Below are 21,026 nucleotides of genomic sequence, written 5' to 3'. Positions count from 1 at the left end.
ACAAAACAGCAAGGTGGCACGGATATCCGTGCCACCTTCGCAGGAGATCGTGTCCGGCGTCATCCCAGGTACGGGCGGATCGCCTCCATGGCCCGCTGCGTCACCTCTTCGACCGGCCCGGTCGCGTCGACGCCCACAAGGATGTCCTCGCCGACGTAGTACGAGACCAGCGGCGCGGTCTGCTCCTGGTAGACCTCCAGGCGGTGCCTGACGGTCTCTTCCTTGTCGTCGTCCCGCTGGAACAGCGCGCCGCCGCAGGCGTCGCACTTGTCGTCCTTCTTGTCGTCGAACTCCACGTGCCAGATACGGCCGCACTGACTGCACGTGCGCCGCCCGGCCAGCCGCCGGACGACCTCGTCGTCGTCCACGACCAGCTCCAGCACCAGGTCGAGCTCCAGACCCCAGTCCTTGAGCATGTCGCGCAGGATCTCCGCCTGCGCGACGTTCCTCGGGAAGCCGTCGAGCAGGAACCCGTCCTGCGCGTCGTCCTCGGACAGTCGGTCGCGGACCATGGCGATGGTGACCTCGTCGGGCACGAGATCGCCACGGTCCATGTAGGTTTTGGCCAGCTTGCCGAGGTCCGTGCCGCCCGAGACGTTGGCACGGAAGATGTCACCTGTCGAGATCTTCGGGATGGACAGGTTCGATGCGATGTACTGGGCCTGTGTCCCCTTACCCGCTCCGGGGGGCCCGACGAGAACGAGACGCACTACCGCAGGAAACCTTCGTAGTTACGCTGCTGGAGCTGGCTCTCGATCTGCTTCACCGTGTCCAGGCCGACACCAACCATGATCAGAATGCTCGTCCCTCCGAACGGGAAGTTCTGGCTAGCCCCGGCCACCGCCAGCGCGACGATCGGGATCATGGAGATCAGACCCAGATAGAGCGCGCCGGGCGCGGTCAGACGGGTGAGCACGAAGTTCAGGTATTCAGCCGTCGGACGGCCGGGACGGATGCCCGGAATGAACCCACCGTACTTCTTCATGTTGTCGGCGACTTCAGCGGGGTTGAACGTAATCGACACGTAGAAGTACGTGAAGAAGACGATCAGCACGAAGAACGTGATCATGTAGACCGGGTGGTCGCCCCTGACCAGGTACTGGGAGATCCACTGGACGACCGCGTTGTTCGACGTCGGGAAGAGCGAGGTCAGCAGCTGCGGCAGGTAGAGCAGCGACGAGGCGAAGATGACCGGGATGATGCCGGCCTGGTTGACCTTGAGCGGGATGTACGTCGAGGTGCCGCCGTACATCCTGCGGCCCACCATGCGCTTGGCGTACTGGACCGGGATGCGGCGCTGCGCCTGCTCGACGAAGACCACGGCCGCGATCATGAAGACACCGACGACCAGGACCACCGCGAAGGTGAACTTGTTCGCCTGGAAGATGTTGGACAGCTCGGACGGGAAGACCGCGACGACCTGCGTGAAGATCAGAATGGACATGCCGTTGCCGACGCCGCGGTCGGTGATGAGCTCACCGAGCCACATGATCACCGACGTGCCGGCCGTCATGATGATGACCATCGTGACGATGCCGAAGACGTCGTCGGGGTCACGCAGGACGGACTGCTGGCAGTTGGGGAACAGCTGGCCGGACCGCGCGAGCGCGATGAAGGCGGTCGACTGGAGGACGCCGAGGCCGATGGTCAGATAACGCGTATACTGCGTGATCTTGGCCTGACCCGCCTGGCCTTCCTTCTTGAGAGCCTCAAGACGTGGAATCACCACGACGAGCAGCTGAAGAATGATGCTCGCGGTGATATACGGCATAATGCCCAGCGCGAACACCGAGAGCTTCAGGAGCGCACCACCACTGAACAGCTGCACCATCCCATAGATGTTGCCGGTGGCTCCGTTACGGGCCTGATCGAAACAGGCCGCGAGGTTCTGGACGTGAACTCCCGGAGTCGGAAGAACCGAGCCGAGACGGAACAGCGCGATGATGCCCAGGGTGAAGAGCAACTTCTTGCGCAGGTCCGGTGTCCGGAACGCCCGGGTAAACGCGGTCAGCACGGTCCCTCCTGCGCGCCTTTATGGCGATGTGAGTATGCGGTGGTGCGGGGATCTGCCATGTCAAGTCTCAAGTCAAACGAGCCGGACAGAATCCTGCCGTCTCGCCGAACTCTAACGCACTAAGGGCGTGGGGGCCCATTGTCGGAACCCCCACGCCTCGTCATAGCGGAGCTACAGCTCGGTAACGGAACCACCGGCGGCGGCGATCTTCTCCTTCGCGGCGGACGAGAAGGCGTGAGCCGTAACGTTCACAGCGACGGAGATCTCGCCGGTGCCGAGCACCTTCACGAGCTGGTTCTTGCGAACGGCGCCCTTGGCCACCAGGGCCTCGACGGTGACGTCGCCACCCTCGGGGAACAGCTCGCCGAGCCTGTCCAGGTTGACGACCTGGTAGGTCGTCTTGAACAGGGCGTTGGAGAAGCCCTTGAGCTTCGGCAGACGCCTCTGCAGCGGCACCTGGCCACCCTCGAAGCCGAGGGGAACCGTGGTACGGGCGTGGCTGCCCTTGGTGCCGCGACCGGCCGTCTTGCCCTTGGACGCCTCGCCACGACCCTTGCGGATCTTGGACTTGTTGGCACCCGGAGCAGGACGCAGGTCGTGAATCTTGAGCGGAGCCTTGTCAGTCATGACTAGTCGACCTCTTCCACCTCGACGAGGTGCGTCACCACGGACACCATCCCGCGAATCTCGGGACGGTCCTCCTTGACGACGACATCGCCGATTCGCTTCAGGCCAAGCGAACGCAGCGAGTCACGCTGGTTCTGCTTGCCACCGATCTTCGAGCGAACCTGAGTGATCTTCAGGCGTGCCATGACTAGCTCACCGCCTTCGCGGCCGCGGCCTCGGCGATGCCCTCGCGCTGAGCCTTGAGCATGCGGGCCGGAGCCACGTCCTCGATCGGCAGGCCACGGCGGGCGGCGATCTCCTCGGGGCGGGAAAGGCCCTTCAGAGCCGCCACGGTGGCGTGCACGATGTTGATCGGGTTGTCCGAGCCGAGCGACTTGGACAGCACGTCATGGATGCCGGCGCACTCCAGGACCGCGCGCACCGGGCCACCGGCGATGACGCCGGTACCGGCCGACGCCGGACGCAGGAAGACGACACCGGCCGCCTCCTCGCCCTGCACGGTGTGCGGGATGGTGCCCTGGATGCGAGGCACCTTGAAGAAGTGCTTCTTGGCCTCTTCGACGCCCTTGGCGATGGCCGCGGGGACTTCCTTGGCCTTGCCGTAACCGACGCCGACCAGGCCGTTGCCGTCACCGACGATGACGAGGGCGGTGAAGCTGAAGCGACGACCACCCTTCACGACCTTGGCCACTCGGTTGATCTTCACTACGCGCTCGATGTACGAGACGCCCTTGTCGGCGGCGCCACCGCGGCGATCGTCACGACGGTCCCGCCGCTCGCCACCGGTGCCGCCACCGCGACGCGGAGCTGCAGCCATCAGTGGTTCCTCTTCTCAGTTGCCATCAGAATTCCAGCCCGCCTTCGCGGGCGCTGTCCGCCAGAGCCGCGATGCGACCGGCGTAGCGGTTGCCACCGCGGTCGAAGACGACCTTGGTGATCCCGGCTTCCTTGGCCCGCTGAGCGAGGAGCTCGCCGACCTTCTTGGCCTTCTCCGTCTTGTCGGCCTCAAGGGTGCGCAGCGAGGCGTCCATGGTGGAGGCGCTCACCAGCGTGTGACCGACGGAGTCGTCCACGATCTGGACGAACATGTGACGGGTCGAACGGTTGACGACCAGGCGCGGACGCTCGGCCGTACCGACGACGAACTTGCGGACGCGGCGGTGACGGCGAGCCCGCGAGACGGTGCGGGCAGCCGTGTGCTTGCTGAACGCAGTCTTCGGAGCCATGCCTACTTACCAGCCTTTCCGACCTTGCGGCGGATCTGTTCGCCCTGGTAACGCACGCCCTTGCCCTTGTACGGGTCAGGCTTGCGCAACTTGCGGATGTTGGCCGCGACCTCGCCGACCTTCTGCTTGTCGATGCCGTCCACGTGGAACAGGGTCGGCTTCTCGACGCGGAAGGAGACACCCTCGGGGGCGTCGACGATGACCGGGTGGCTGAAGCCCAGCGAGAACTCCAGCTGCGTCGGGCCCTTGGCCTGGACGCGGTAACCGACGCCGACGATCTCCAGGGACTTCGTGTACCCCTGGGTGACGCCCTGCACCATGTTGGCGATCAGCGTCCGGGACAGGCCGTGCAGCGCACGGACCTTGTTCTCGTCGTTGGGCCGGGAGACGGCGATGGCGCCGTCGTCGTCACGACCGACCGTAATCGGGTCCGCGACCGTGTGAGAAAGCGTGCCCTTCGGGCCCTTGACCTGGACATCCTGGCCGGTGATCGTGATGTCTACGCCACTGGGCACAGGGATGGGCAGCCGTCCGATTCTCGACATGCTGTGTTCCTCCCCTCTACCAGACGTAGGCGAGGACTTCGCCGCCCACGCCACGCTTGCCGGCCTGCTTGTCAGTCATGAGTCCGGCGGACGTCGAGATGATCGCGACGCCCAGCCCGCCCAGAACTCGAGGCAGGTTGTCCTTCTTCGCATAAACCCGCAGACCGGGCTTGGAAACCCGGCGCAGGCCCGCGAGCGAACGCTCACGGGTAGGCCCGAACTTGAGCTCCACCACGAGGTTCTTTCCGACCTTGGCGTCTTCGACGGCCCAGGACTGGATGTAACCCTCCTGCTGGAGGATCTCGGCGATGTGCGCCTTGATCTTCGAATACGGCATCGACACGCTCTCGTGGTACGCCGAGTTCGCATTGCGCAGACGCGTCAGCATGTCTGCGATGGGGTCGGTCATCGTCATGGCCAGTGGCCTTCCTCGCCGCGGTTTCCAGTCGGCCAAGCAGCGCTCTGCCGGTGGACCTTCGGCGCGGTCATGGACGCAAAGCGTCCTGTCTTCTTCTGAACATGGACTCCGGGGGGCGACGTGGAGCCGCCCCCCAGAGTATCTACCAGCTCGACTTGGTGATGCCGGGCAGCTCGCCCCGGTGCGCCATCTCGCGGAAGCACACGCGGCACAGACCGAACTTGCGGTACACCGCGCGCGGACGACCGCAACGCGAGCACCGGGTGTAGGCCCGGACCTCGAACTTCTGCTTGCGCCCCGCCTTGGCGATCAGCGACTTCTTCGCCATTGGATCAGGCCTCCTTGAACGGGAAGCCGAGGAGCTTCAGCAGCGCCCGGCCCTGGTCGTCGTTCGTCGCGGTGGTCACGACCGTGATGTCCATGCCCCGCGGGCGGTCGACCTTGTCCTGGTCGACCTCGTGGAACATGACCTGCTCGGTCAGACCGAACGTGTAGTTGCCGTTGCCGTCGAACTGCTTCGGCGACAGGCCGCGGAAGTCCCGGATACGGGGCAGCGCCAGCGCCAGCAGGCGGTCGAGGAACTCCCACATGCGGTCGCCGCGCAGCGTGACGTGCGCGCCGATCGGCATGCCCTCACGCAGCTTGAACTGCGCGATGGACTTGCGCGCCCGGACGACGGCCGGCTTCTGGCCGGTGATCGCGGTGAGGTCGCGTACGGCGCCTTCGATGAGCTTGGAGTCGCGAGCCGCCTCACCGACACCCATGTTGACCTTGATCTTGGTCAGGGCCGGGATCTGCATGACGTTCTCGATGCCGAACTGCTCGCGAAGCTGGGCCGCGATCTCCTCGCGGTACTTCGTCTTGAGTCGCGGCGTCGGGCGCTCGGTCTCAGTGGTCGTGGCGGTCATCAGCTGTCCTCACCCGTCTCCTCGGCCTTGTCGGCCTTCTTGTCGGCGGGCTTCTCGTCCTTGAGCTTCTTCACGTTGGACACGTGGATGGGGCCCTCCATCGTCTGCACGCCGCCGGTCTTGGCGCCACGCGGACCCTGGAGAGACTCCTTGGTGTGCTTCTTGATCATGTTGACGCCCTCGATCACCACGCGGTCCTCGCGCGGGTACGTGGCGATGACGTGACCCTTGGCACCCTTGTCCTTGCCGGCGATGACCTGAACCAGGTCACCCTTCTTCACATGCAGCTTCGGCATTACAGCACCTCCGGGGCGAGCGAGATGATGCGCATGAACTTCTTGTCGCGCAGCTCGCGGCCGACCGGGCCGAAGATACGAGTGCCACGAGGGTCACCGCTGTCCTTGATGATGACGGCGGCGTTCTCGTCGAAGCGGATGTAGGAGCCGTCGGGCCGGCGGCGCTCCTTGACCGTGCGGACGACGACGGCCTTGACCACGTCGCCCTTCTTGACGCCCGTGCTGCCCGGCAGCGCGTCCTTGACAGTGGCGACGATGATGTCGCCGATACCGGCGTAGCGTCGGCCCGAGCCACCGAGAACACGGATGCAAAGGATTTCCTTCGCACCAGTGTTGTCGGCGACCTTGAGCCGCGACTCCTGCTGGATCACTTGAACTCCTGTTAGTCGCGCCGGTTCTCATCTCTGAGCCTGGCGGAACCTGTCGTTGTCTTGTTCCCACGGCCACAGTCCACGAAGGGGCCGCACCGCAGGCGACGCGAGGCCCGGAGGACCTCGCGTCCTTGGACGCCGTCATGGGGGCCCTGAGGCCCCCACGAGGCGCGGTATATCCGAGAAGAGCCTTACTTGGCCTTCTCGAGGATCTCCACGACCCTCCACCGCTTGGTGGCGGAGAGGGGGCGGGTCTCCATGAGCAGCACACGGTCGCCGACGCCGCAGGCGTTGGCCTCGTCGTGTGCCTTGTACTTGGTCGTACGGCGGATGACCTTGCCGTACAGACGGTGCTTGACGCGGTCCTCGACGGCGACGACGACGGTCTTGTCCATCTTGTCGCTGACGACCAGGCCCTCACGGACCTTGCGGAAGTTCCGCGCGTCGTTCGCCTCGGTGGTTTCGGTGGTCTCGGTCTCAGCCATCGCTCGTCTCCTTCTCGACCGTGACGATGCCGAGCTCACGCTCGCGCATCACGGTGTAGATACGGGCGATCTCGCGGCGGACGGCGCGCAGCCGCCCGTGGCTCTCCAACTGACCGGTCGCTGCCTGGAAGCGGAGGTTGAACAGCTCCTCCTTGGCTTCCTTGAGCTTCTGGACCAGGGTGTCCTGGTCCTCCACTCGCAGCTCGCCGGCGGTCAGGCCCTTAGCCATCACGCCTCACCCACTTCACGCTTAACGATCTTGCACTTCATCGGCAGCTTGTGGATCGCCCTGGTGAGCGCCTCACGTGCGACCGACTCCGCCACGCCGGACAGCTCGAACATCACGCGTCCGGGCTTGACGTTGGCGATCCACCACTCCGGCGAACCCTTACCGGAACCCATGCGGGTCTCGGCCGGCTTCTTGGTGAGCGGACGGTCGGGGTAGATGTTGATCCACACCTTGCCGCCACGGCGGATGTGACGGGTCATGGCGATACGAGCGGACTCGATCTGGCGGTTGGTCACGTAGGAGTGCTCAACAGCCTGAATGCCGAACTCGCCGAACACGACCCTGGTGCCGCCCTTGGCGGCTCCGCTGCGGTCAGGCCGGTGCTGCTTGCGGTGCTTGACCCTGCGCGGGATCAGCATGGTCAGCTCCCTTCAGCACCCGGCTGCGCAGCCGGGCCGGTCTCAGGGGCAGCCTGCGAAGCTGCCTCGGTACGGGGGGCGCGGTCGCCACGGCCGCCACCACGACGCGGACGGTCACCGCCGCCACGACGCGGACGGTCGCCGCCGCCACCACGACGGTCGTCACGCTCGCGACGCTGACCGGCACGAGCGCCGGCGGCAGCCGCCTCACGCTCGGCGCGGCTGGTCGGAGCCTCGCCCTTGTAGATCCAGACCTTCACGCCGATGCGGCCGAAGGTGGTACGGGCCTCGTAGAAGCCGTAGTCGATGTCCGCGCGGAGGGTGTGCAGCGGCACGCGACCCTCACGGTAGAACTCCGACCGCGACATCTCGGCGCCGCCCAGACGACCGGCGCACTGGACACGGATGCCCTTGGCGCCGGACTTCATGGCCGACTGCATCGCCTTGCGCATGGCGCGGCGGAACGAGACACGGCTGGACAGCTGCTCGGCGACACCCTGAGCGACGAGCTGGGCGTCGATCTCCGGGTTCTTGACCTCGAGGATGTTGAGCTGGACCTGCTTCTTGGTCAGCTTCTCGAGGTCGCCGCGGATGCGGTCCGCCTCGGCGCCGCGGCGGCCGATCACGATGCCCGGACGCGCGGTGTGGATGTCCACCTGCACACGGTCCGTGGTGCGCTCGATCTCGACCTTGGAGATGCCGGCCCGCTCCATGCCCTTCTGCAGCATGCGGCGGATCGCCACGTCCTCGGCGACGTACGACTTGTACAGCTTGTCGGCGTACCACCGGCTCTTGAAGTCGGTCGTGATGCCGAGGCGGAACCCGTGCGGGTTAACCTTCTGGCCCACTATCGGGTCCTTCCCTTCGGCTCGCGGGATTCCACGATCACGGTGATGTGGCTCGTCCGCTTGTTGATCCGATAGGCGCGACCCTGTGCACGCGGGCGGAACCGCTTCAGCGTCGGGCCCTCGTCGACCCAGGCGCGGCTCACGACGAGCGTGCTGGGGTCGAGGTTGAAGTTGTGCTCGGCGTTCGCCATGGCGCTGCTGAGCACCTTGTAGATCGGCTCGCTCGCCGACTGGGGAGCGAACTGCAGCACGGCCTGCGCCTCCGAAGCGGGCAGCCCGCGAATAAGGTCCACCACGCGGCGGGCCTTGAGGGGCGTGACACGGACGAACCGCGCCTGAGCCCTGGCTTCCATCGCTTACTCCTCTAAATGCTTCTGAAGGCGTCTATCGCCGGCTGCGCCGGTCTTCCTTGACGTGGCTGCGGAACGTCCGCGTGGGGGCGAACTCTCCGAGCTTGTGACCGATCATCGACTCGGTGACGAACACCGGGACGTGCTTGCGGCCGTCGTGCACGGCGATCGTGTGCCCGAGCATGTCGGGAACGATCATGGAGCGCCGCGACCACGTCTTGATGACGTTCTTGGTGCCCTTCTCGTTCTGGACGTCGACCTTCTTCTGAAGGTGGTCGTCCACGAAGGGACCCTTCTTAAGGCTACGTGGCATTTCGGCTGCTCCTACCGCTTCTTCCTCTTGCTCCGACGACGGATGATCAGCCGGTCGCTGGACTTGTTGGCCCGGCGGGTGCGGCCCTCGGGCTTGCCCTTGGGGTTCACCGGGTGGCGACCGCCGGACGTCTTGCCCTCACCACCACCGTGCGGGTGGTCAACGGGGTTCATGGCGACACCACGGACGGTCGGGCGCTTGCCCTTCCACCGCATACGGCCGGCCTTGCCCCAGTTGATGTTGGCCTGCTCGGCGTTGCCGACCTGGCCGACCGACGCCCGGCAGCGCACGTCGACCATGCGCATTTCACCGGACGGCATACGCAGGGTGGCGTACTGGCCTTCCTTGGCGAGCAGCTGGATCTGGGCGCCCGCGGAACGACCGAGCTTCGCGCCGCCGCCCGGACGGAGCTCCACCGCGTGGATGAAGGTACCGGTCGGGATGTTGCGCAGCGGCAGGCAGTTGCCCGGCTTGATGTCGGCAGCGGGGCCGTTCTCGATTCGGTCGCCCTGCTTGAGGCCGGTCGGCGCGATGATGTAGCGCTTCTCACCGTCGGCGTAGTGGAGCAGAGCGATGTTGGCGGTGCGGTTGGGGTCGTACTCGATGTGAGCGACCTTCGCCGGGATGCCGTCCTTGTCATGCCTACGGAAGTCGATGATCCGGTAGGCGCGCTTGTGTCCGCCGCCCTGGTGGCGCGCGGTCACCCGGCCGTGTACGTTCCGGCCGCCCTTGCTGTGAAGGGGCGCAAGCAGCGACTTCTCGGGAGTGCTGCGGGTGATCTCGGAGAAGTCCGAGACACTCGACCCGCGGCGACCCGGAGTCGTCGGCTTGTACTTACGGATGCCCATCTTTTTCGTTCATCCTTCGTCGGTTACATGGGCGAGCCCGCCGCACCGAAATGCGACGGTCTCGTCCCTCGCAGACCTTTCGGCCCGCTTCCTATCTATGGCGCTGCTAGCCGATCTGACCGAAGATGTCGATCCGATCGCCCTCGACCAGGCTCACGATCGCGCGCTTGGTGTCGGGACGCTTGCCGAAACCGGTGCGGGTGCGCTTGCGCTTGCCCGTCCGGTTGATGGTGTTCACGCTGGTGACCTTGACCCCGAAGATCTGCTCAACGGCGATCTTGACCTGGGTCTTGTTCGCGGTCTTCTTCACCAGGAACGTGTACTTGTTGTTCTCATCGATCAGGCCGTAGCTCTTCTCAGAGACGACCGGCTTGATGATGATGTCGCGCGGGTCGGCGATCTTCTCCATCAGGCGTCTTCCTTCCCGCCCTGGCTCAGCCGCGCGACGACCTGGTCGTACGCCTCCTGGGTGAAGACCACGTCGTCGTGCACGAGCACGTCGTAGGTGTTGAGCTGCCCGGCGTCCAGCAGGTGGACCTCGGGAGCGTTACGCAGGCTCATCCAGGTCATCTCGTCGGCCTCGTCGACGACGACGAGCACGCGGGGAGCCTGAGTGATCTTGCGCAGGGCCTCCAGGGCAGCCTTGGTCTTCGGGGTCTCCCCCGTCACCAGCGTGCTGACCACGTGGACGCGACCGCCACCGGCCCTGTCGGACAGGGCGCCGCGGAGCGCGGCGGCCTTCATCTTCTTGGGCGTGCGCTGCGAGTAGTCACGCGGCACGGGCCCGTGGACGGTGCCACCGCCGGTGAACTGCGGCGCGCGGGTCGAGCCCTGACGGGCGCGGCCGGTGCCCTTCTGGCGGTACGGCTTCTTGCCGCCACCGCGGACCTCGCCACGGGTCTTGGCCTTGTGGGTGCCCTGCCGGCGAGCGGCGAGCTGGGCCACGACCACCTGGTGGATCAGCGGAACGTTGACCGTCGTGCCGAAGACGTCTTCGGGCAGTTCGACGGTGCCGGCCTTGGCGCCGCTGGCGTCGAGGACGTCAATAGTGGTGCTCACTTGGCAGCCCCCTTCTTGGCAGCGGTGCGAACGAGGACCAGGCTGCCGTTCGCGCCGGGGATCGCACCCTTGATCAGGATGAGACCGTTCTCGGCGTCGACGGAGTGAACCTTGAGGCTCTGCACAGTGGTGCGGACGTTACCCATCCGACCGGCCATGCGCAGGCCCTTGAATACGCGGCCCGGGGTGGCGCAGCCACCGATGGAACCCGGCGAGCGGTGCTTGCGCTGCGTACCGTGCGACGCGCCCAGACCACCGAAGCCGTGCCGCTTCATGACACCGGCGAAGCCCTTGCCCTTGCTCTTGCCCGTCACGTCGACGAACTGGCCGGCCTCGAAGGTGTCGGCCAGCAGCTCCTGGCCCAGGGTGTAGTCGCTCGCGTCGTCGGTGCGGATCTCCGCGAAGTAACGGCGCGGGGTGATGTCGTGCTTACGCAGGTAGTCGCCGAGCGGCTTGTTGACCTTCCGGGGGTCGACCTGCCCGAAGCCGAGCTGAACGGCGGAGTAGCCGTCCTTGTCTGCGGTGCGGACCCGGGTCACCACGCACGGACCGGCCTCGACCACGGTCACCGGAACCATCCGGTTGTCCGCGTCGAAGACCTGGGTCATGCCGAGCTTCTTGCCCAGGACGCCCTTGATCGTCTTAGCCATGTCAGTGCGTTCCCTCAGAGCTTGATCGAAATGTCGACACCCGCGGGGAGGTCGAGCCGCATGAGCGAGTCAACCGTCTTGGGGGTCGGGTCGATGATGTCAATCAGCCGCTTGTGCGTGCGCATCTCGAAGTGCTCGCGGCTGTCCTTGTACTTGTGCGGCGAGCGGATGACGCAGTACACGTTCTTCTCGGTCGGCAGCGGCACCGGGCCCGCGACCTTCGCGCCAGTCCGCGTCACCGTCTCGACGATCTTCTTGGCCGAGCTGTCGATGACCTCGTGGTCATAGGCCTTAAGCCGGATGCGGATCTTCTGTCCCGCCATAGTGGCCTCGGTGTCCTTCGCTGTCGTCTGAAAAAGTATCGTGCGGCCTTGTGCCGCTGTGCTGGTGCAGGTCTGACCCTGCGTGACCCCACGAGACAGACACTGTTGATCTGTCTTTTCTTCCGTGATCCGGCAGTTACTTCGGTCACTATGGCCGAAGCGACTGCTGGATCACGGCGCTTTACGCGAGGCCCTTGACGCGGTACGGCGGTCGGCCCTGAATGTGGGGCCGACCGCCGCCCCGACGGTCGAGCTACTTGATGATCTTCACGACCCGGCCGGCGCCGACGGTGCGGCCACCCTCACGGATCGCGAACTTGAGGCCTTCCTCCATGGCGATGGGCTGGATCAGCTCAACGCGCATCTCGGTGTTGTCGCCCGGCATGACCATCTCGGTGCCCTCGGGGAGGTTCACAACACCGGTCACGTCAGTCGTACGGAAGTAGAACTGCGGGCGGTAGTTGTTGAAGAACGGCGTGTGGCGGCCGCCCTCGTCCTTGGACAGGATGTAGACCTGGCCGGTGAACTCGGTGTGCGGGGTCGTCGTGCCCGGCTTGATGATGCACTGGCCGCGCTCGACGTCGTCGCGCTTGATGCCGCGGAGCAGCAGGGCGGCGTTGTCGCCGGCGTGACCCTCGTCGAGCATCTTGTTGAACATCTCGATGCTGGTGACGGTGGTCGTCGTCTTCTCCGGCTTGATGCCGATGATGTCGACCTGCTCGTTGACCTTGACGATGCCGCGCTCGATACGACCGGTGACGACGGTGCCGCGACCGGTGATCGAGAAGACGTCCTCGACGGGCATGAGGAACGGCTTCTCCGTGTCACGGGGAGGCTCGGGGACGTTCTCGTCCACCGCGTTCATCAGCTCGATGATGCTGTCGGCCCACTTCTCGTCACCCTCGAGAGCCTTGAGGGCGGAGACGCGGACGACGGGCAGGTCGTCGCCGGGGAACTCCTGCGCGGACAGGAGCTCACGGACCTCCAGCTCGACGAGCTCGAGGATCTCCTCGTCGTCGACCATGTCGGCCTTGTTCAGCGCCACGACGATGTAGGGGACGCCGACCTGGCGGGCCAGGAGGACGTGCTCCTTCGTCTGCGGCATCGGGCCGTCGGTGGCGGCGACCACGAGGATCGCGCCGTCCATCTGAGCGGCACCGGTGATCATGTTCTTCACGTAGTCGGCGTGACCGGGGCAGTCAACGTGAGCGTAGTGACGCTTCTCGGTCTGGTACTCGACGTGCGCGATGGAGATCGTAATACCGCGAGCCTTCTCCTCGGGCGCCTTGTCGATCTTGTCGAACGGGGTCGCCTTGTTGAGCTCGGGGAAACGGTCGTGAAGCACCTTGGTGATCGCCGCGGTCAGCGTGGTCTTGCCGTGGTCGATGTGTCCAATGGTGCCGATGTTCATGTGCGGCTTAGTCCGCTCGAACTTGGCCTTGCCCACTGGTTCTCTCCTTGAGAATCTGACTGACTTGTCTACACACTCGGGCCCGGGAGATCCCAGACCCCTAGGCGGCGGGGTGGCTCACACCACCCCGCCAGGGACCGGGATGTTATTCGCCCCGGGCCTTCGCGACGATCTCCTTGGCGATGCCCGGAGGCACCTCCGCGTAGGAGTCGAACTGCATGCTGTAGCTCGCGCGCCCCTGCGTCTTGCTACGCAGGTCACCCACGTAGCCGAACATCTCAGACAGCGGCACGAGCGCCTGGACGACACGGGCGCCGGCCCGCTCGTCCATCGCCTGGATCTGCCCGCGGCGACCGTTGAGGTCACCGATGACGTCACCCATGTAGTCCTCGGGCGTGGTGACCTCGACGGCCATCATCGGCTCGAGAAGAACGGCGTCCGCCTTGCGCGCGGCCTCCTTGAAGGCCATCGAGCCGGCGATCTTGAACGCCATTTCCGAGGAGTCGACGTCGTGGGCGGCACCGTCGGTCAGCGTAACCTTCACGCCCACCATCGGGTAACCGGCCAGCACGCCGAACTCGGCGGCCTCCTGGGCGCCGGCGTCGACCGAGGGGATGTACTCCCTCGGGACGCGGCCACCGGAGACCTTGTTCTGGAACTCGTAACCGTCGTTGCCCTCGCCCAGCGGCTCCAGGTCGATGATCACCCGCGCGAACTGACCGGAACCACCGGTCTGCTTCTTGTGGGTGTAGTCGACCTTCTCCACCTTGCGGCGGATGGTCTCGCGGTAGGCCACCTGCGGGCGGCCCACGTTGGCCTCGACCTTGAACTCGCGACGCATACGGTCGACGAGGATCTCCAGGTGAAGCTCGCCCATGCCCCAGATGACCGTCTGACCGGTCTCCTCGTCACGACGGACCTGGAAGGACGGGTCCTCCTCGGCCAGCCGCTGGATGGCGGTGGACAGCTTCTCCTGGTCGCCCTTGGTCTTGGGCTCGATGGCGACGTTGATGACCGGAGCCGGGAACGTCATCGACTCGAGCACGACCGGGTTGGACGGGTCGGCAAGGGTGTCGCCGGTCGTGGTGTCCTTCAGACCCATGACGGCGACGATCTGACCGGCGATCGCCTGCGGGCGCTCTTCGCGCTTGTTGGCGTGCATCTGGTAGATCTTGCCGATCCGCTCCTTCTTGCCCTTCACCGAGTTCACGACCTGTGAACCGGTGTCGAGGGTGCCGGAGTAGATACGGATGTAGGTGAGCTTGCCCAGGTGCGGGTCGCTGGCGATCTTGAAGGCCAGCGCGGAGAACGGCTCGGCCGGGTCCGCGTGACGCTCGATCACCTTCTCCTCGTTGCCGACCGCGTAACCCTTGAACGCCGGGATGTCGGTCGGGGCGGGGAGGTAGGCGACGATCGCGTCGAGCAGGGGCTGAACGCCCTTGTTCTTGAACGCGGTGCCGCACAGCACCGGGTTGATGGCGCTGCTCAGCGTGGCGCGGCGGATGGCCGCGACCAGCTGCTCCTCGGTGGGCTCGGTGCCCTCGAGGAAGAGCTCCATCAGCTCGTCGTCGTTCTCGGCCACCGTCTCGATGAGGCGGTCACGCCACTCGCGGGCGGCGTCGGCGTGGTCGGCCGGGATGTCGACGGTGTCGTACATCTCGCCCTTGGCCGCGTCGGCGCTCCAGATGAGCCCCTTCATCTTGATGAGGTCGATGACGCCCTTGAAGTCGGCCTCGACACCCCACGGAAGCTGGATCACAGCGGGGGTCGCGCCCAGGCGGCTGACCATCATCTCGACGCAGCGGTGGAACTCCGCGCCGACACGGTCCATCTTGTTCACGAAGCAGATGCGCGGGACCTCGTACCGGTCAGCCTGCCGCCACACCGTCTCCGACTGCGGCTCGACACCGGCGACACCGTCGAACACGGCGACGGCACCGTCGAGGACGCGGAGCGAGCGCTCCACTTCGATGGTGAAGTCGACGTGACCCGGAGTGTCGATGATGTTGATGGTGTGACCGATCCACTCACAGGTCGTCGCGGCAGACGTGATCGTGATGCCGCGCTCCTGCTCCTGCTCCATCCAGTCCATGGTGGCAGCGCCCTCATGGACTTCACCGATCTTGTAGTTGATACCGGTGTAGAACAGGATGCGCTCGGTCGTGGTGGTCTTGCCCGCGTCGATGTGGGCCATGATCCCGATGTTGCGGACCTTGGCCAGGTCAAGAGCGGTCGTAGCGGCCACTTTAACTCGCGTCCTCGTCGTCTCGTCGAACCCGCCGGGTTACCAGCGGTAGTGGGCGAAGGCCTTGTTGGACTCGGCCATCTTGTGGGTGTCCTCGCGCTTCTTGACACTCGCCCCGAGGCCGTTGCTGGCGTCGAGGAGCTCGTTCATGAGGCGCTCGGTCATGGTCTTCTCGCGGCGGGCGCGGGAGTACTGCACCAGCCAGCGCAGGGCCAGGGTGGTGCTGCGCGCGGCGCGCACCTCGACCGGCACCTGGTAGGTCGCGCCACCGACACGACGGCTGCGGACCTCGAGGGTGGGCTTGACGTTGTCAAGCGCGCGCTTGAGGGTGACGACCGGGTCGTTGCCCGTCTTCTCCCTGCAGCCTTCGAGGGCGCCGTAGACGATCGACTGCGCGATGGAGCGCTTGCCGTCAAGGAGCACCTTGTTGATCAGGGCGGTCACCAGCGGCGAGCTGTAAACCGGGTCAGACATGAGCTGACGACGGCCAGGAGAACCCTTACGAGGCATTGTTAGCTCTTCTCCTTCTTCGCGCCGTAGCGGCTGCGGGCCTGCTTGCGGTTGCGGACACCCTGGGTGTCGAGCGAACCGCGGATGATCTTGTAGCGAACACCAGGCAGGTCCTTCACACGACCGCCACGCACGAGCACGATGGAGTGCTCCTGCAGGTTGTGGCCCACACCGGGGATGTAAGCCGTGACCTCGATGCCGTTCGTGAGCCGAACGCGGGCCACCTTGCGCAGTGCCGAGTTGGGCTTCTTCGGGGTCGTGGTGTAAACGCGCTGGCACACACCGCGCCGCTGCGGACTCCCCTTGAGGGCAGGAGTCTTGGTCTTGGAGACCTTGTCCTGCCGGCCCTTACGGACCAACTGCTGAATAGTGGGCACTGCCACTCCGTTTCGTGCCTTGGCCGGTGTTACGTCATTGGGTCTTGCATTTCGCAGGTTCTGCCGGTGTCATGACCTGCTGGTTTTCCTCGTCTCGGTGCCCCCGCGGTCGGGCGTGTCGCGCTATTCACACAGACACAGCCACGGAGACTTGCGAGCCTGAGAGTCCAGCCGACGCTCTCCCTATGGATATGAGCGCACAGCCGAAAGCCCGCTAGAGACGGGCACGATGCTCAAGACTACCCAGGCCCAGCCGACACGTCAAAACGGCACGGCAACGCCTGTCGGCCTCGCCGCTCCGTGCCACCGGGGCCTGTCTCATCCAGCCCATCCGAAGCGCCGCGGCAATGATACCGGGCCCGGGGACCGACGTGTGCCGATTCGCCGGGGAGCCCCGCAAGCGGCCCACAGACCGTCAGACCGGCGGGCAGTCTCCCCCGGGGCCCGCCCCGCCCCCACAGGGCGTCTGGGAGCGTCTACGGCAGCGCGTACGGCCGGAAAAGCGCCGCGCCCGGGCCTCTTCGGAGAGAGACCCGGGCGCGGCGCCTGCGAACTGCTAGCGGTTGTACTGACCGAAGTCGTACTCCTCCAGCGGGACGGCCTCGCCGCTGCCCGTGCCGAAGGTGTAGTCGGCCGCGGAACCGTCGTAACCGCCGACGGTGTACATGGCGGCCTTGGCCTCCTCGGTCGGCTCGACCCGGATGTTGCGGTACTGGGGCATGCCCGTACCGGCCGGGATGAGCTTACCGATGATGACGTTCTCCTTCAGGCCCAGGAGCGAGTCGGACTTGGCGTGGATCGCCGCGTCCGTCAGGACCCTGGTCGTCTCCTGGAAGGAGGCCGCCGACAGCCACGACTCGGTGGCCAGCGACGCCTTCGTGATGCCCATGAGCACCGGACGACCCGCGGCCGGCGAGCCGCTCTCGGCCACCGTCTCGCGGTTCATCTGCTCGAAGCGCGGACGCTCCACCAGCTCACCGGGCAGCAGGTCGGTGTCACCGGACTCCAGCACGTTCACGCGCTTGAGCATCTGCCGCACGATGATCTCGATGTGCTTGTCGTGGATCGACACACCCTGCGACCGGTAGACCTGCTGGACCTCGGCCACCAGGTGCAGCTGCACGGCCCGCGGGCCGAGGATGCGCAGCACCTCGTTGGGGTTGACCGCACCGGCGATCAGCTGCTGGCCGACCGTCACGCGCTGACCGTCCTGGACGAGCAGGCGCGAACGCATCGAGACCGGGTAGGCGATCTCCTCCGACCCGTCGTCGGGGGTGATGACGATCTTCCTGGTCTTGTCGGTCTCGTCGATCCTGGCCCGGCCCTCGGCCTCGGAGATCGGGGCGACACCCTTGGGGATGCGCGCCTCGAACAGCTCCGTGACACGGGGCAGACCGTGGGTGATGTCGGCGCCGGCCACACCACCGGTGTGGAACGTACGCATCGTCAGCTGCGTGCCGGGCTCACCGATCGACTGGGCGGCGATGATGCCGACCGCCTCGCCGACGTCCACGAGCTTGCCGGTGGCCAGCGAGCGGCCGTAGCAGGTCGCGCAGACACCGATCTTGGCCTCGCAGACGAGCGCGCTGCGGGTGCGGACGGTCTCGACGCCGGCCTCGACCAGCTTCGTCACGTGGATGTCGTTGATGTCGACACCCGCCGGGACGATGACCTTGCCGTCGACCTCGACGTCCTCGGCCATGATGCGGCCGTGCACGTTGGACTCGGCGTTCTCCGCCTTGACCAGGTTGCCCGACGCGTCACGCTCGCCGACGTGCAGCGGGACCGCGCGGTCGGTGCCGCAGTCGATCTCACGCACGATGACGTCCTGGGCGACGTCCACCAGACGACGGGTCAGGTAACCCGAGTCGGCGGTCCGCAGGGCGGTGTCGGCCAGACCCTTCCGCTGACCGTGGGTGGAGATGAAGTACTCCAGCACCGACAGGCCCTCGCGGAAGGAGGCCTTGATCGGCCGCGGGATCGTCTCACCCTTGGTGTTGGACACCAGGCCACGGATACCGGCGATCTGCCGGACCTGCATCTTGTTACCACGGGCGCCCGAGTTGACCATCATCCAGACCGGGTTGGTCGCCGGGAAGGCGTTGACCATGTCGGTCTCGACGTCGGCCGTGGCGTGGGTCCAGATCTCGATGAGCTCCTGACGGCGCTCCTCGTCGGTGATCAGACCACGCTCGTACTCGCGCTGGACCTTGTCGGCCCGGCGCTCGTAGTTCTCCATGATGTCGGTCTTGTTCGGCGGCGCGACGACGTCCTCGATCGAGATCGTGACGCCGGAGCGGGTCGCCCAGCGGAAGCCCGCGTCCTTGAGCGCGTCGAGCGAGTTGGCGACCTCGACCTTGGGGTAGGTGTCGGCCAGCTCGTTCACGATCGTGGACAGCTGCTTCTTGCCCACCTGGAAGTTGACGAACGGGTAGCTCTCGGGGAGCGTCTGGTTGAACAGGCACCGCCCGAACGTCGTCTCCAGCCGGATCGGGTCACCCTGCTCCCAGCCCTCCGGAGCGACCCAGTCGCGCGGCGGCAGGACGTCCTTGACCCGGATCTGGATCTTCGCCTGGATCTCCAGCTCGCGGCGGTCGAAGGCCATCTGCGCCTCGGCGATCGAGCCGAACACGCGGCCCTCGCCGGTGGCGCCTTCCTTCTGGGTGGTCAGCCAGTAGAGGCCGATGACCATGTCCTGGGTGGGCATCGTCACGGGCTTGCCGTCGGCCGGCTTGAGGATGTTGTTGGTCGAGAGCATCAGGATGCGCGCCTCGGCCTGGGCCTCAGCCGACAGCGGCAGGTGCACGGCCATCTGGTCGCCGTCGAAGTCCGCGTTGAAGGCGGTGCAGACGAGCGGGTGGATCTGGATGGCCTTGCCCTCGACCAGCTGCGGCTCGAACGCCTGGATGCCCAGACGGTGGAGCGTCGGAGCGCGGTTGAGCAGCACCGGGTGCTCGGTGATGACCTCTTCGAGCACGTCCCACACGACGGGGCGGGCGCGCTCGACCATCCGCTTGGCCGACTTGATGTTCTGCGCGTGGTTGAGGTCCACGAGCCGCTTCATCACGAACGGCTTGAACAGCTCCAGCGCCATCTGCTTGGGCAGACCGCACTGGTGCAGCTTGAGCTGCGGGCCGACGACGATGACCGAACGGCCGGAGTAGTCGACTCGCTTGCCCAGCAGGTTCTGGCGGAAACGACCCTGCTTGCCCTTCAGCATGTCGCTGAGGGACTTCAGCGGCCGGTTGCCGGGGCCGGTCACCGGGCGACCGCGACGGCCGTTGTCGAACAGCGCGTCGACGGCCTCCTGGAGCATCCGCTTCTCGTTGTTCACGATGATCTCGGGGGCGCCGAGGTCGAGCAGACGCTTGAGGCGGTTGTTCCGGTTGATGACCCGGCGGTACAGGTCGTTGAGGTCGGAGGTCGCGAACCGGCCACCGTCGAGCTGCACCATCGGGCGCAGGTCCGGCGGGATGACCGGGATGCAGTCGAGCACCATGCCGCGCGGCGAGTTGGTCGTGTTCAGGAACGCCGACACGACCTTGAGCCGCTTGAGGGCGCGGGCCTTCTTCTGGCCCTTGCCGCTGCGGATGGTCTCGCGCAGGTTCTCGGCCTCGGCGTCGAGGTCGAAGCTGATCAGGCGGTCCTGGATCGCCTGCGCGCCCATGCCGCCCTTGAAGTAGCGGCCGAAGCGGTCGCGCATCTCGCGGTAGAGCAGCTCGTCGCCCTCAAGGTCCTGGACCTTGAGGTTCTTGAAGCGGCTCCAGACCTCGTCGAGCCGGTCCAGCTCGCGCTGGGCACGGTCGCGGAGCTGACGCATCTCGCGCTCGGCGCCCTCGCGGACCTTGCGCCGCTGGTCGCCCTTGGCGCCGGCGGCCTCCAGCTCGGCCAGGTCGGACTCGAGCTTCTTCTGCCTGGACTCGACGTCGGCGTCACGGCGCTGCTCGATGTGCTGCCGCTCGACGGAGATCTTCGCCTCCAGCGAGGGCAGGTCACGCTCACGCATGTCGGTGTCGACGTGCGTGATCATGTAGGCCGCGAAGTAGATGACCTTCTCCAGGTCCTTCGGGGCCAGGTCGAGCAGGTAGCCGAGGCGCGACGGCACGCCCTTGAAGTACCAGATGTGCGTGACGGGCGCGGCCAGCTCGATGTGGCCCATCCGCTCACGACGCACCTTGGCCCGGGTCACCTCGACGCCGCAGCGCTCACAGATGATGCCCTTGAACCGGACGCGCTTGTACTTGCCGCAGTAGCACTCCCAGTCGCGGGTCGGACCGAAGATCTTCTCGCAGAAGAGTCCGTCCTTTTCCGGCTTGAGAGTCCGGTAGTTGATGGTCTCGGGCTTCTTGACCTCGCCGTGCGACCACTGACGGATGTCGTCGGCGGTCGCAAGACCGATCCTGAGCTCGTCGAAGAAGTTGACGTCTAGCATTGTGTGCGATCTCCCCCTCAGACTTCTTCCACGCTGCTCGGCTCACGCCGGGACAGATCGATACCGAGTTCCTCCGCCGCGCGGAAGACGTCCTCGTCGGTGTCGCGCATCTCGATGGACAT

28 protein-coding genes are annotated in these 21,026 nt (G+C 66.0%); all 28 read right to left on the bottom strand.

Annotated features, from left to right (window positions below; translation table 11 throughout):
• Positions 1-59: 59 nt before the first annotated feature.
• Complete coding sequence (locus AB0J46_RS33465; RefSeq protein WP_358282135.1) at positions 60-710, bottom strand: adenylate kinase; 651 nt, start codon at positions 708-710, stop codon at positions 60-62.
• Entirely contained in the window at positions 710-2,014 is a 1,305-nt protein-coding gene (secY, locus tag AB0J46_RS33460; protein WP_357982773.1) for a preprotein translocase subunit SecY, read from the bottom strand. Before secY ends, AB0J46_RS33465 begins: the two co-directional genes overlap by 1 nt.
• A 171-nt stretch (positions 2,015-2,185) precedes the next feature.
• The gene (gene rplO / locus AB0J46_RS33455; protein WP_352327492.1) at positions 2,186-2,641 is read right to left on the bottom strand and encodes a 50S ribosomal protein L15; all 456 of its coding nucleotides are present in this window, start codon (positions 2,639-2,641) and stop codon (positions 2,186-2,188) included.
• 2 nt (positions 2,642-2,643) lie between these two features.
• Entirely contained in the window at positions 2,644-2,826 is a 183-nt protein-coding gene (gene rpmD / locus AB0J46_RS33450) for a 50S ribosomal protein L30 (protein ID WP_080043226.1), read from the bottom strand.
• A 2-nt stretch (positions 2,827-2,828) separates the two neighbouring features.
• Positions 2,829-3,458: a 30S ribosomal protein S5 gene (gene rpsE, locus AB0J46_RS33445; RefSeq protein ID WP_357705907.1), complete on the bottom strand. Its 630-nt coding sequence runs from the start codon at positions 3,456-3,458 to the stop codon at positions 2,829-2,831.
• Positions 3,459-3,483: 25 nt separating this feature from the next.
• Complete coding sequence (gene rplR, locus AB0J46_RS33440; protein ID WP_125644663.1) at positions 3,484-3,867, bottom strand: 50S ribosomal protein L18; 384 nt, start codon at positions 3,865-3,867, stop codon at positions 3,484-3,486.
• A 2-nt stretch (positions 3,868-3,869) separates the two neighbouring features.
• On the bottom strand, positions 3,870-4,412 hold the full coding sequence (rplF, locus tag AB0J46_RS33435; protein ID WP_352327491.1) for a 50S ribosomal protein L6: 543 nt from the start codon (positions 4,410-4,412) through the stop codon (positions 3,870-3,872).
• A gap of 16 nt (positions 4,413-4,428) precedes the next feature.
• On the bottom strand, positions 4,429-4,827 hold the full coding sequence (gene rpsH / locus AB0J46_RS33430) for a 30S ribosomal protein S8 (protein WP_125644666.1): 399 nt from the start codon (positions 4,825-4,827) through the stop codon (positions 4,429-4,431).
• A 145-nt stretch (positions 4,828-4,972) separates the two neighbouring features.
• Positions 4,973-5,158, bottom strand: coding sequence for a type Z 30S ribosomal protein S14 (locus tag AB0J46_RS33425; protein ID WP_020542298.1), 186 nt, complete (start codon positions 5,156-5,158; stop codon positions 4,973-4,975).
• 4 nt (positions 5,159-5,162) lie between these two features.
• Entirely contained in the window at positions 5,163-5,738 is a 576-nt protein-coding gene (gene rplE, locus AB0J46_RS33420) for a 50S ribosomal protein L5 (RefSeq protein WP_352327490.1), read from the bottom strand.
• Positions 5,738-6,025 (bottom strand): 50S ribosomal protein L24, encoded by a 288-nt coding sequence (gene rplX / locus AB0J46_RS33415; RefSeq protein ID WP_352327499.1) that lies wholly within the window; start codon positions 6,023-6,025, stop codon positions 5,738-5,740. Before rplX ends, rplE begins: the two co-directional genes overlap by 1 nt.
• Before the next feature lie 8 nt (positions 6,026-6,033).
• Positions 6,034-6,405: a 50S ribosomal protein L14 gene (gene rplN / locus AB0J46_RS33410; RefSeq protein ID WP_090769698.1), complete on the bottom strand. Its 372-nt coding sequence runs from the start codon at positions 6,403-6,405 to the stop codon at positions 6,034-6,036.
• Positions 6,406-6,596: 191 nt separating this feature from the next.
• Positions 6,597-6,890: a 30S ribosomal protein S17 gene (gene rpsQ / locus AB0J46_RS33405; RefSeq protein WP_352327248.1), complete on the bottom strand. Its 294-nt coding sequence runs from the start codon at positions 6,888-6,890 to the stop codon at positions 6,597-6,599.
• Positions 6,883-7,119: a 50S ribosomal protein L29 gene (gene rpmC, locus AB0J46_RS33400; protein ID WP_080047279.1), complete on the bottom strand. Its 237-nt coding sequence runs from the start codon at positions 7,117-7,119 to the stop codon at positions 6,883-6,885. The genes rpsQ and rpmC overlap by 8 nt, the downstream gene beginning before the upstream one ends.
• Positions 7,119-7,538: a 50S ribosomal protein L16 gene (rplP, locus tag AB0J46_RS33395; RefSeq protein ID WP_125644673.1), complete on the bottom strand. Its 420-nt coding sequence runs from the start codon at positions 7,536-7,538 to the stop codon at positions 7,119-7,121. The genes rpmC and rplP overlap by 1 nt, the downstream gene beginning before the upstream one ends.
• 2 nt (positions 7,539-7,540) lie before the next feature.
• A complete protein-coding gene (gene rpsC / locus AB0J46_RS33390) occupies positions 7,541-8,386 on the bottom strand; it encodes a 30S ribosomal protein S3 (protein ID WP_352362898.1) in 846 nt (281 codons plus the stop codon).
• Positions 8,386-8,739: a 50S ribosomal protein L22 gene (gene rplV, locus AB0J46_RS33385; RefSeq protein ID WP_080043235.1), complete on the bottom strand. Its 354-nt coding sequence runs from the start codon at positions 8,737-8,739 to the stop codon at positions 8,386-8,388. Before rplV ends, rpsC begins: the two co-directional genes overlap by 1 nt.
• Before the next feature lie 31 nt (positions 8,740-8,770).
• Complete coding sequence (gene rpsS / locus AB0J46_RS33380; RefSeq protein ID WP_012887835.1) at positions 8,771-9,049, bottom strand: 30S ribosomal protein S19; 279 nt, start codon at positions 9,047-9,049, stop codon at positions 8,771-8,773.
• Between the two features lie 11 nt (positions 9,050-9,060).
• Positions 9,061-9,897 (bottom strand): 50S ribosomal protein L2, encoded by an 837-nt coding sequence (gene rplB, locus AB0J46_RS33375; protein WP_364338127.1) that lies wholly within the window; start codon positions 9,895-9,897, stop codon positions 9,061-9,063.
• A 106-nt stretch (positions 9,898-10,003) separates the two neighbouring features.
• Complete coding sequence (gene rplW / locus AB0J46_RS33370; RefSeq protein ID WP_352327250.1) at positions 10,004-10,306, bottom strand: 50S ribosomal protein L23; 303 nt, start codon at positions 10,304-10,306, stop codon at positions 10,004-10,006.
• Complete coding sequence (gene rplD, locus AB0J46_RS33365; protein ID WP_364338126.1) at positions 10,306-10,956, bottom strand: 50S ribosomal protein L4; 651 nt, start codon at positions 10,954-10,956, stop codon at positions 10,306-10,308. The genes rplW and rplD overlap by 1 nt, the downstream gene beginning before the upstream one ends.
• The gene (rplC, locus tag AB0J46_RS33360) at positions 10,953-11,606 is read right to left on the bottom strand and encodes a 50S ribosomal protein L3 (protein ID WP_358282128.1); all 654 of its coding nucleotides are present in this window, start codon (positions 11,604-11,606) and stop codon (positions 10,953-10,955) included. The genes rplD and rplC overlap by 4 nt, the downstream gene beginning before the upstream one ends.
• A 14-nt stretch (positions 11,607-11,620) precedes the next feature.
• The gene (gene rpsJ, locus AB0J46_RS33355) at positions 11,621-11,929 is read right to left on the bottom strand and encodes a 30S ribosomal protein S10 (protein WP_012887830.1); all 309 of its coding nucleotides are present in this window, start codon (positions 11,927-11,929) and stop codon (positions 11,621-11,623) included.
• Between the two features lie 253 nt (positions 11,930-12,182).
• A complete protein-coding gene (gene tuf, locus AB0J46_RS33350; RefSeq protein ID WP_352327252.1) occupies positions 12,183-13,376 on the bottom strand; it encodes an elongation factor Tu in 1,194 nt (397 codons plus the stop codon).
• Positions 13,377-13,485: 109 nt separating this feature from the next.
• Complete coding sequence (fusA, locus tag AB0J46_RS33345) at positions 13,486-15,585, bottom strand: elongation factor G (RefSeq protein ID WP_364338125.1); 2,100 nt, start codon at positions 15,583-15,585, stop codon at positions 13,486-13,488.
• 39 nt (positions 15,586-15,624) lie between these two features.
• Positions 15,625-16,095 carry a 30S ribosomal protein S7 gene (gene rpsG / locus AB0J46_RS33340; protein WP_043623423.1) on the bottom strand — a complete coding sequence of 157 codons (471 nt, stop codon included), beginning with the start codon at positions 16,093-16,095 and terminating at the stop codon, positions 15,625-15,627.
• A gap of 2 nt (positions 16,096-16,097) precedes the next feature.
• Entirely contained in the window at positions 16,098-16,472 is a 375-nt protein-coding gene (gene rpsL / locus AB0J46_RS33335; RefSeq protein ID WP_020542315.1) for a 30S ribosomal protein S12, read from the bottom strand.
• 556 nt (positions 16,473-17,028) lie between these two features.
• Positions 17,029-20,904, bottom strand: coding sequence for a DNA-directed RNA polymerase subunit beta' (locus tag AB0J46_RS33330; protein WP_357982792.1), 3,876 nt, complete (start codon positions 20,902-20,904; stop codon positions 17,029-17,031).
• Positions 20,905-21,026: the final 122 nt, after the last annotated feature.

The organism is Nonomuraea sp. NPDC049758, assembly GCF_040674635.1.
In the GTDB taxonomy this organism is placed as follows: Bacteria; Actinomycetota; Actinomycetes; order Streptosporangiales; family Streptosporangiaceae; genus Nonomuraea.
Note: the sequence above shows the minus strand (reverse complement) of the source record. Positions and strands in the feature narration are given on the sequence as shown.

Excerpts from the sequence above, each read along its gene's own strand:
- AB0J46_RS33330 (WP_357982792.1), bottom strand. The coding sequence starts at position 20,904 with ATGCTAGACGTCAACTTCTTCGACGAGCTCAGGATCGGTCTTGCGACC.
- rpmC (WP_080047279.1), bottom strand. The coding sequence starts at position 7,119 with ATGGCTAAGGGCCTGACCGCCGGCGAGCTGCGAGTGGAGGACCAGGAC.
- rpsH (WP_125644666.1), bottom strand. The coding sequence starts at position 4,827 with ATGACGATGACCGACCCCATCGCAGACATGCTGACGCGTCTGCGCAAT.
- rpsJ (WP_012887830.1), bottom strand. The coding sequence starts at position 11,929 with ATGGCGGGACAGAAGATCCGCATCCGGCTTAAGGCCTATGACCACGAG.
- rplE (WP_352327490.1), bottom strand. The coding sequence starts at position 5,738 with ATGACCGCCACGACCACTGAGACCGAGCGCCCGACGCCGCGACTCAAG.
- rplB (WP_364338127.1), bottom strand. The coding sequence starts at position 9,897 with ATGGGCATCCGTAAGTACAAGCCGACGACTCCGGGTCGCCGCGGGTCG.
- rplW (WP_352327250.1), bottom strand. The coding sequence starts at position 10,306 with ATGGAGAAGATCGCCGACCCGCGCGACATCATCATCAAGCCGGTCGTC.
- rplP (WP_125644673.1), bottom strand. The coding sequence starts at position 7,538 with ATGCTGATCCCGCGCAGGGTCAAGCACCGCAAGCAGCACCGGCCTGAC.
- AB0J46_RS33425 (WP_020542298.1), bottom strand. The coding sequence starts at position 5,158 with ATGGCGAAGAAGTCGCTGATCGCCAAGGCGGGGCGCAAGCAGAAGTTC.
- rplF (WP_352327491.1), bottom strand. The coding sequence starts at position 4,412 with ATGTCGAGAATCGGACGGCTGCCCATCCCTGTGCCCAGTGGCGTAGAC.
- rpsS (WP_012887835.1), bottom strand. The coding sequence starts at position 9,049 with ATGCCACGTAGCCTTAAGAAGGGTCCCTTCGTGGACGACCACCTTCAG.
- rpsE (WP_357705907.1), bottom strand. The coding sequence starts at position 3,458 with ATGGCTGCAGCTCCGCGTCGCGGTGGCGGCACCGGTGGCGAGCGGCGG.
- rpsQ (WP_352327248.1), bottom strand. The coding sequence starts at position 6,890 with ATGGCTGAGACCGAGACCACCGAAACCACCGAGGCGAACGACGCGCGG.
- rplC (WP_358282128.1), bottom strand. The coding sequence starts at position 11,606 with ATGGCTAAGACGATCAAGGGCGTCCTGGGCAAGAAGCTCGGCATGACC.
- rplR (WP_125644663.1), bottom strand. The coding sequence starts at position 3,867 with ATGGCTCCGAAGACTGCGTTCAGCAAGCACACGGCTGCCCGCACCGTC.
- rpsG (WP_043623423.1), bottom strand. The coding sequence starts at position 16,095 with ATGCCTCGTAAGGGTTCTCCTGGCCGTCGTCAGCTCATGTCTGACCCG.
- rplV (WP_080043235.1), bottom strand. The coding sequence starts at position 8,739 with ATGGAAGCCAGGGCTCAGGCGCGGTTCGTCCGTGTCACGCCCCTCAAG.
- rpmD (WP_080043226.1), bottom strand. The coding sequence starts at position 2,826 with ATGGCACGCCTGAAGATCACTCAGGTTCGCTCGAAGATCGGTGGCAAG.
- rplO (WP_352327492.1), bottom strand. The coding sequence starts at position 2,641 with ATGACTGACAAGGCTCCGCTCAAGATTCACGACCTGCGTCCTGCTCCG.